The sequence below is a fragment of the Streptomyces sp. 6N223 genome (assembly GCF_052246635.1).
Classification (GTDB): Bacteria; Actinomycetota; Actinomycetes; order Streptomycetales; family Streptomycetaceae; genus Streptomyces.
The window spans coordinates 1-7,153 of record NZ_JBQQCA010000105.1 but is presented as its reverse complement, the minus strand read 5'-3'; the positions used below and the strand labels follow the sequence as shown (position 1 = coordinate 7,153).

Genomic DNA, 7,153 nt, shown 5'->3' with positions numbered 1-7,153 from the left:
AGGCCTGGATGTGGTCGGCGAAGACCGGCTCGGTGGCCATGAGGTGCTGGCCCATGCCCGGCCACTGCGAACCCTGCCCGGGAAACACAAACACCGTCTTCCCCGCCACCACACTGCCCGTGACCAGATCCGCATGCGGCTCACCCGCAGCCAACGCCCGCAGCGCCCCGGCCCGGTCCTCCGACGCCGCCAGCACGACGGCGCGGTGCTCGAAGTGCGTCCGCCCGGTCGTCAGCGAGTACGCCACATCCGCCGGATCGGCCTCCGGGTGATCCGTCACGAACCGCCGGAGCCGGCGCGCCTGGGCGCGCAGCGCGGTCTCGCTTCTCGCCGACAGGACCCACGGCGCCGACACCCGGCCCGCCTCACCGGGTGCGGGGAGCGGCGCCGACTCCAGCACCACGTGGCAGTTGGTGCCGCCCATGCCGAACGACGACACGCCCGCCCAGCGCGGCCCGTCGTTCTCCGTCTCCGCCGGCCACGGGCCGAGCTGCGTCTGCACGCGGAGGTTGAGGCGTTCCAGGTCGATGTCGGGGTGCGGCGTGGCGAAGTTGAGGCTCGGGGGGATCTCTCCCCGCTCGATGCTCAGCGCGGCCTTCAGCAGGCCGACGATCCCGGCGGCGCCCTCCAGGTGGCCGACGTTCGTCTTGGCGGAGCCGACGAGCAGCGGGGAGCCGTTCGGGCGCGCCGAGCCGAGGGCGGCGCCCAGGGCCGCCGCCTCGATCGGGTCGCCGACGGGCGTTCCGGTGCCGTGGAGTTCGACGTAGCCGACCCGCTCCGGGGCGATGCCGGCGCGGGCGTACGCCGCTCGCAGCACCCGCTCCTGGGCGTCCGGGCTGGGCACGGTCAGGCCGCCGGTGGCGCCGTCGTTGTTGACGGCCGAGCCGCGGATCACGCAGTAGACGCGGTCCCCGTCGGCCAGCGCCCGCTCCAGGGGCTTGAGCACCACGGCGCCGCCGCCCTCGCCGCGCACGTAGCCGTTGGCGCGGGCGTCGAAGGTGTAGCTGACGCCCTCCGGGGACAGGCCGCCGAAGCTGGTCAGGCTCTGGGTGCTCTCGGGCGCCAGGATGAGGTTGACGCCGCCGGCGATGGCCAGCTCGGACTCGCCGCCGCGCAGGCTCTCGCACGCCATGTGGACGGCGACCAGCGCCGAGGACTGGGCGGCGTCCACGGTGAGGCTGGGGCCGTGCAGCCCGAGGGCGTAGGAGACGCGGTTGGCGATGATGCCCCGGTTGAGGCCGGTGACGGTGTGCGGGGTGATGGCGCCCGCGCCCCGCTGATACAGCAGGGTGGCGTAGTCGCTGGCGATGGCGCCGACGAAGACGCCGGTCTGGCTGCCGTGGAGGGAGCCCGGCGGCAGGCCGGCGTCCTCGAGGGACTCCCAGGCCAGTTCCAGCATGAGCCGCTGCTGGGGGTCCATGAGCGCGGCCTCGCGCGGGGAGATGCCGAAAAACGCCGCGTCGAAGGTGTCGATGCGGTCCAGGAAGCCGCCGGGCGGCAATTCGACGCCCGTGCCCCAGCGGTCCTCGGGTGAGGCGGTAATGCCGCTTCCGCCACGGCGGAGAAGGTCCCAGAAGGCCCGTGGATCGGGAGCCTGCGGGAGGCGGCAGGAAAGTCCGACGACGGCGACAGCGTCCTTGGTCATGAATTCCCCACGGCGTTGGTCACGAATTCCCCCAGATAATCAGCAGCTTGGTCGATCCTCGGGCACGCGGCTAACAGGTCACTTAATGGCCTCTAAAGCCGGGAACGCGAACGGCCCGCCGGGGGAGGCGGGCCGAACGGGGCGTTGAGCAGCGTGTCGACAGGTGCGCGGATAAGTGCGTCGAAAGCCGCGCTGAAGTCTCGCTAAACCGGCGGCAAACCGGCTGGTGGCGGCTGAACCGGCCAAACCCGCTAAACCGAGCGGAGGGCCGGGAAGAGCAGCGAGCCGATGGTGCGCAGGAAGACGTCGGCCGACTCCTGGATGAAGAAGTGGCCGCCCGGCATGGGGTGCACGCGGCATCCCACCGTCGTGTGACGCTCCCAGCCGTACACGCGGTCCAGCGGCAGCAGCGGGTCGTCGCGGCCGGCGAAGACGTCGATGGGGCAGCTCAGCGGCCGGGCGGCGGTGGCCGGGTCGTGGCTCTGGCAGACCCGCAGGTCGTCGCGGGTCAGCTCCAGGGCCGCCCTGACCCAGTCGGGGTAGCGCATGACCAGCTCGGACATGCCGCCGATGCCGCCCAGCCACTGGGTGAGCTCCTGGTCCGTCAGCCGCAGCGCCTCGGTGATGGGCGCCCGCAGGTGCGGCGGCGGGTAGGCGCCGACCATCAGGCGGTTCGGCAGGCTGCGCCCGCGCTGCGCGCGCAGCAGGGCGAGGCGGTAGGCCACCAGGGCGCCCATGCTGTGGCCGTAGAACGCGAACGGCCCGTCCAGCGCCGGCTCCAGGGAGCGGTCGAGGTCGGTGACGAGGGCGTCGATGTCGGTGAAGCGGGGATCGGCCGCCCGGCGTTCCCGGCCTGGGAGCTGGACGGGCAGCACCGTCACGTGCGGGCCGAGGCGGCGCTGCCAGTCGCCGAACGCCGAGGCGGCGCCGCCGGCGTGGTGGAAGCAGAGCAGCCGGGTGCTGCCCGTGGGCACGTCGGTGGCGGGGGGCAGGTAGGCCGTCATGGTGGGCATCGCTGTCCCGGACCTCCAGGTGGTCGGCAGGTGGTGCGTTGTCGCGGGTCGTGGCGGGTCGTGGCAAGTCGTGGCAGGGGTCGTGCCGCGTCCGGGCGCGTCAGGAGTCGAGGAGATCGGTGACGGCGAGCGCGAGGTCCTTGTCGGCCAGCATCGTGGCGTGGTCGACGTCGACGGGGATCTCGCGGCCGACGGTGATCTCCAGGCCGGCGCTGCGCATGGCGTTGAGGCCGCTCAGCGGGCTGGTGGAGCTGTAGGCGGTGGCGTAGCGCCACTCGGCGAGCGGGTCGATCTCGCTGGCCGCGGCCAGGTAGCTGAGGAAGGAGTTGAAGACGGCGTAGAGCTCCTCGCGCCGCGTCTCGTCCAGCCCGGCGCTGACCAGGGCGGGCTCGCCGAACTCCCGCATCAGCCGGATGAGTTCGTCCTGCAGGGCCCTGACCTCGCCGATCTCGTCGTAGGCGCGCTGGCCCATCTCCCGGGCCTGGGCGACCAGCTCGGGGGAGATCACCGAGGAGAGGAAGCCGATGACCTTGTGGAACTGCCAGATGAGGGTCTGGGAGGTGGACAGCTCGGGGTCGAAGAGCACCAGCAGCGGCTGGGTGGGCTGCCACTCGCTGATGCGCTCGGACAGCTTGGCGGCGTACACCGCGCCGCCGCAGAACCCGAAGACGGCGTTGACCTGCGGGCGGGACTGCTCGATCGGCGTCGTCCAGTGGTCGACGTAGCCGGCGCCGGAGCCGGCCGCGCTGCTGCCGGCGGCCGGCGGGACGGTCTCCCAGACGCTGACGCTGGTCTGGAGGTTGGCCACCAGGTCGGCGAAGCGGGCCTCGTGACGCCCGGTCGTGTCGAAATCGACCGCGAGCGTTATTCCCTTCGTAATATCGCCGTCGGCCAGGGACTTCCACGCGCCGGATTCGGTGCCTGATTCGATCATCGTCACTCCGGTTACCAGGGATACGAGGGATGCGAGGGATACGAGTCGGTGGTGCTGGCCCAGCATCGCGATGGGCCCGGTTCAGCCTAGGTGAGCGGTCTGAACGCCCGTACCCCTCCATTACCCCTACCCACCCTTAGGGGTGCCGTCGCGCGGCGTAAATGGGCCCTCCCGATTAGGGGTTCCGCCGCTACCAAGGGCCTCGTATCGTGCTGCGGAAAGTATCAAATCGTCGAAAGTCATCTGGCCTGCTCTGGAGGGACCCATTGGGACAGGCAGCGAAGTCCACCACGCGATCCATTCGTGAACTTTCCGTGGCCACCCGAAAAGAAGAGGCCATGTGGCTCTTGGAAAGGCTGGTTCCGGAAAGCACACCCAACAACCTGGCGCTGGCGTTCCGCGTCGAGGGGCGGCTCAGCGCGCCCGCGCTGGACGAGGCCCTGGCGACGCTGGTGCGCCGCTACGAGGTGCTGCGCACCGTGTACTTCGCGACGGGCGCGGAGCTGATGAAGGGCGTCGTCGCGCCCGAGGAGTTCACCGTCGCGATCGAGGAGTTCGACCGGGCCGAGAAGATCACCCCCGCGACGCCGGAGGTGGGCGAGGAGCTCGGCCTGGCCCTGCGGCCCTACCTGAACCAGCGGTTCGTCTTCGACGGCCGCCCGCTGCTGAGGGCCGGCCTCTTCCACCACCCCGACGGGGACGTGGTGTGCCTGGCTTTCCACCACCTGGTGTACGACATCATCTCCGGCACCGCCCTGATGGAGGAGCTGGTGGCGGCGTACGAGGGCATCGTGGACGGCGGCGCGCCGCCCGCGGCGCTGCTGGAGCCCGTCGCCGCCTTCCACGAACCCGAGCCGCCGGCCGAGAGCCTCGCCTTCTGGCGCGAGCAGCTGGAGGACTTCGACCCCGGCCACCTGGACCTGTGGTGCGGACAGCCCGACGCGGCCGACCCCACCCTGAGGGGCGACCAGGTCGTTCACGTGCTGTCGCCCGAGACGCGGGAGATCGTCCACCGGCTGCAGCGGGAGCTGCGCGCGCCGGAGGCCGTGGTGCTGCTGGCGGCGTTCAACCTGCTGCTGGCGGCTCACGGCGCCGGCCCCGACATCACCGTCGGCTCGCCCGTCAGCGTCCGGCCGCGCGAGGCGCCGCGCGCCGTGGGGCACCACACCAACGTGCTGCCGCTGCGGCTCCTGGTCGATCCGGCCACGGACTTCCGCAGCCTGGTCCGCTCCGCCCGCGACACCTACTTCGGCGCGCTCAAGCATGTCGGAGTGCCGGTGGACAGCATCTCCGAGCTGGTGCCGCGCGCCTCGTCCTCGTGGCGCAACCGGCTGTGCCGCCACCTGTTCAACTACTTCCCGCAGCTGGAGATGACGGTCTTCGCCATCGGCGGGCAGCGGGCCTGGCCGGTGGTGGTGGAGAACGGGTACAGCAAGTTCGACCTGGAGTTCTTCGTGGCCTCCTCCCGGGCCGAGATCCAGGTCACCGCCCGTTACTCCACGGAGAAGCTGGACCACGCCGACGCGCGGGCGCTGCTGCTGCGCTACGAGGCGCTGCTGGCCACGCTGGGCGCGGCCGGCGAGGCGAACGCCGACCGGCCCACCGGCGAGCTGCTGCTGTGGAGCGAGGAGGACCGGGCCGTGATCGACGCGGCCAACGACACCGCCCGCGAGTTCGATCCGGCGAACGTGCTGGAGGCCGTCCACCGCCACGCCGGGAACAGCCCCCGGGCGGTGGCGGTGCAGCAGGGGGACCGGGAGGTCGGCTACCGGCAGCTGTGGGACGCCGCCGTGGCGACCCGCGACGCCCTCGCCGCCTCCGGCGTCGTCCCGGGCGACATCGTCGCCATCGCCGCCGCCCGCTCCCCGGAGCTGGTGGCGACGGTCCTGGGCGTCTGGCTGGCCGGCGCGGCCTACCTGCCGGTGGACCCCGAGCACCCGGCGCAGCGTGTGACGTACCTGCTCACCGACTCCGGGGCACGGGCGGTGGCGACCGACCGGGAGCTCGACCTGCCGGGCCTGGAGCGGGAGCTGACGCGGCTGCCGCTGGCGCGCATCCCCGACGCCGGGAGCAACGCCGGTCGCGACGCCGGGCCGAACGCCGGGGAGCGGGCCGGTGAACAGGCCCCGCCCGCCCCCCTGGTCACCCCTATCGACCCGGAGGCGTGCGCGTACCTGATCTACACCTCCGGCTCCAGCGGCCGGCCCAAGGGCGCGCTGATACCGCACCGCGCCATCTCCAACATCGCCGCCGACTACACCCACCGCCTGCGGGCCACGCCCGCGGACGCGACGCTGTGGATGACGACGTTCGCCTTCGACATGGCCAACCTGGAGCACTACGTGCCGCTGTACTCCGGCGGCCGCATCGTGATCGCTCCCGACGAGGCCCGCACCGACGGCCGCGTGCTGCGCGAGCTGATCGACCGCCACGAGCCGGGCATCATTCAGGCCACGCCCACCACGCTGCGGATGGTGCTGGACGAGGTCGCCGACCGGCTGGCGGGCCGGCGCGTCGTCACCGGCGCCGAGCCGGTCCCGGTCACCCTCGCCAGGCGGCTGCTGGCCGCCGGCTGCGAGGTCATCAACGCCTACGGGCCGACCGAGACCACCACCTGGTGCACGTGGGGCGTCATCCCGGCCGACCAGGGCGAGCGGATGAGCGTCGGCGGCCCGATCTGGAACACCCGCATGATGGTGCTGGCCCCCGACGGCCGCGAACTGCCCGTCGGCGTGCGGGGCGAGGTCTGCATCGCCGGCCACGGCGTGTCCCTCGGCTACCACGGGCGGCCGGAGCTGAACGCCGAGCGGTTCGGCGACCACCCGCGCTACGGCCGGTTCTACCGCTCCGGCGACACCGGCCGGTGGCTGCCGGACGGCACGCTGGAGCTGTCCGGGCGGGCCGACCGGCAGGTGAAGCTGCGCGGCAACCGCATCGAGCTGGGCGAGATCGAGGCCACGCTGCTCGGCCACCCGGGGGTGCGGGGCGCCGCGGCCGTGGTGGTCGGCGACCGCAGCGCCGACGGGCGGCTGGTGGCGTTCGTCGAGGCCAACGCCCTCGGAGCCGGCGCATCGGACCTGGCCGCCGAGCTGTGGGACTACGCCCGCGCCGAGATCCCGCGGGCGGCGATCCCGCAGGACTTCGTGGTCGTGGACGCGCTGCCCACCAACGCCAACGAGAAGGTCGACTACCTGGCGCTGGAGGAACTGGCGCGCGGCCGCGTGGCGGCGGCCGGGCGCGGTGCCACGGGGGAGGAGGCCGCGGCCCACGCCTCCCGGGCCCCGGCCGGAGCCGCCGGGGACGACGGAGCGGACGCCGCCGACGCGCCCGCCGACGAGCTGGTGCGGAGCCTGGTGGAGCTGTGGCAGCAGCTGCTGGACCGGGACGACATCGCCCCCGACGCCAACTTCTTCACCCACGGCGGCCACTCGCTGCTGGGCGCGCGGCTCGTGCAGGAGGTCGAGCAGACCCTCGGCGCGACCGTGAAGCTGGCGGACCTCTTCGAGGCCCCCACGCCCGAGGCCCTGGCGGCGCACATCCGCGCCGCGCGCGAGGCGTAAC

Annotated in this window: 4 protein-coding genes; 1 reads left to right on the top strand and 3 read right to left on the bottom strand. The window is 72.8% G+C overall.

What is annotated here, in order from left to right; translation table 11 throughout:
- The 3 genes from ACTWQH_RS32305 to ACTWQH_RS32295 all read right to left on the bottom strand — a co-directional run.
- On the bottom strand, positions 1–1,645 hold a 1,645-nt coding region (locus ACTWQH_RS32305; RefSeq protein WP_443290376.1), incomplete at its 3' end, for a type I polyketide synthase.
- Between the two features lie 251 nt (positions 1,646–1,896).
- A complete protein-coding gene (locus tag ACTWQH_RS32300; protein WP_443290375.1) occupies positions 1,897–2,658 on the bottom strand; it encodes a thioesterase II family protein in 762 nt (253 codons plus the stop codon).
- A 100-nt stretch (positions 2,659–2,758) separates the two neighbouring features.
- Positions 2,759–3,592, bottom strand: coding sequence for a hypothetical protein (locus ACTWQH_RS32295; protein ID WP_443290374.1), 834 nt, complete (start codon positions 3,590–3,592; stop codon positions 2,759–2,761).
- Positions 3,593–3,930: 338 nt separating this feature from the next.
- On the opposite strand from ACTWQH_RS32295, the gene ACTWQH_RS32290 reads away from it, so the two are divergent.
- Positions 3,931–7,152 (top strand): non-ribosomal peptide synthetase, encoded by a 3,222-nt coding sequence (locus ACTWQH_RS32290; protein WP_443290373.1) that lies wholly within the window; start codon positions 3,931–3,933, stop codon positions 7,150–7,152.
- The last annotated feature ends 1 nt before the right edge of the window (position 7,153 follow it).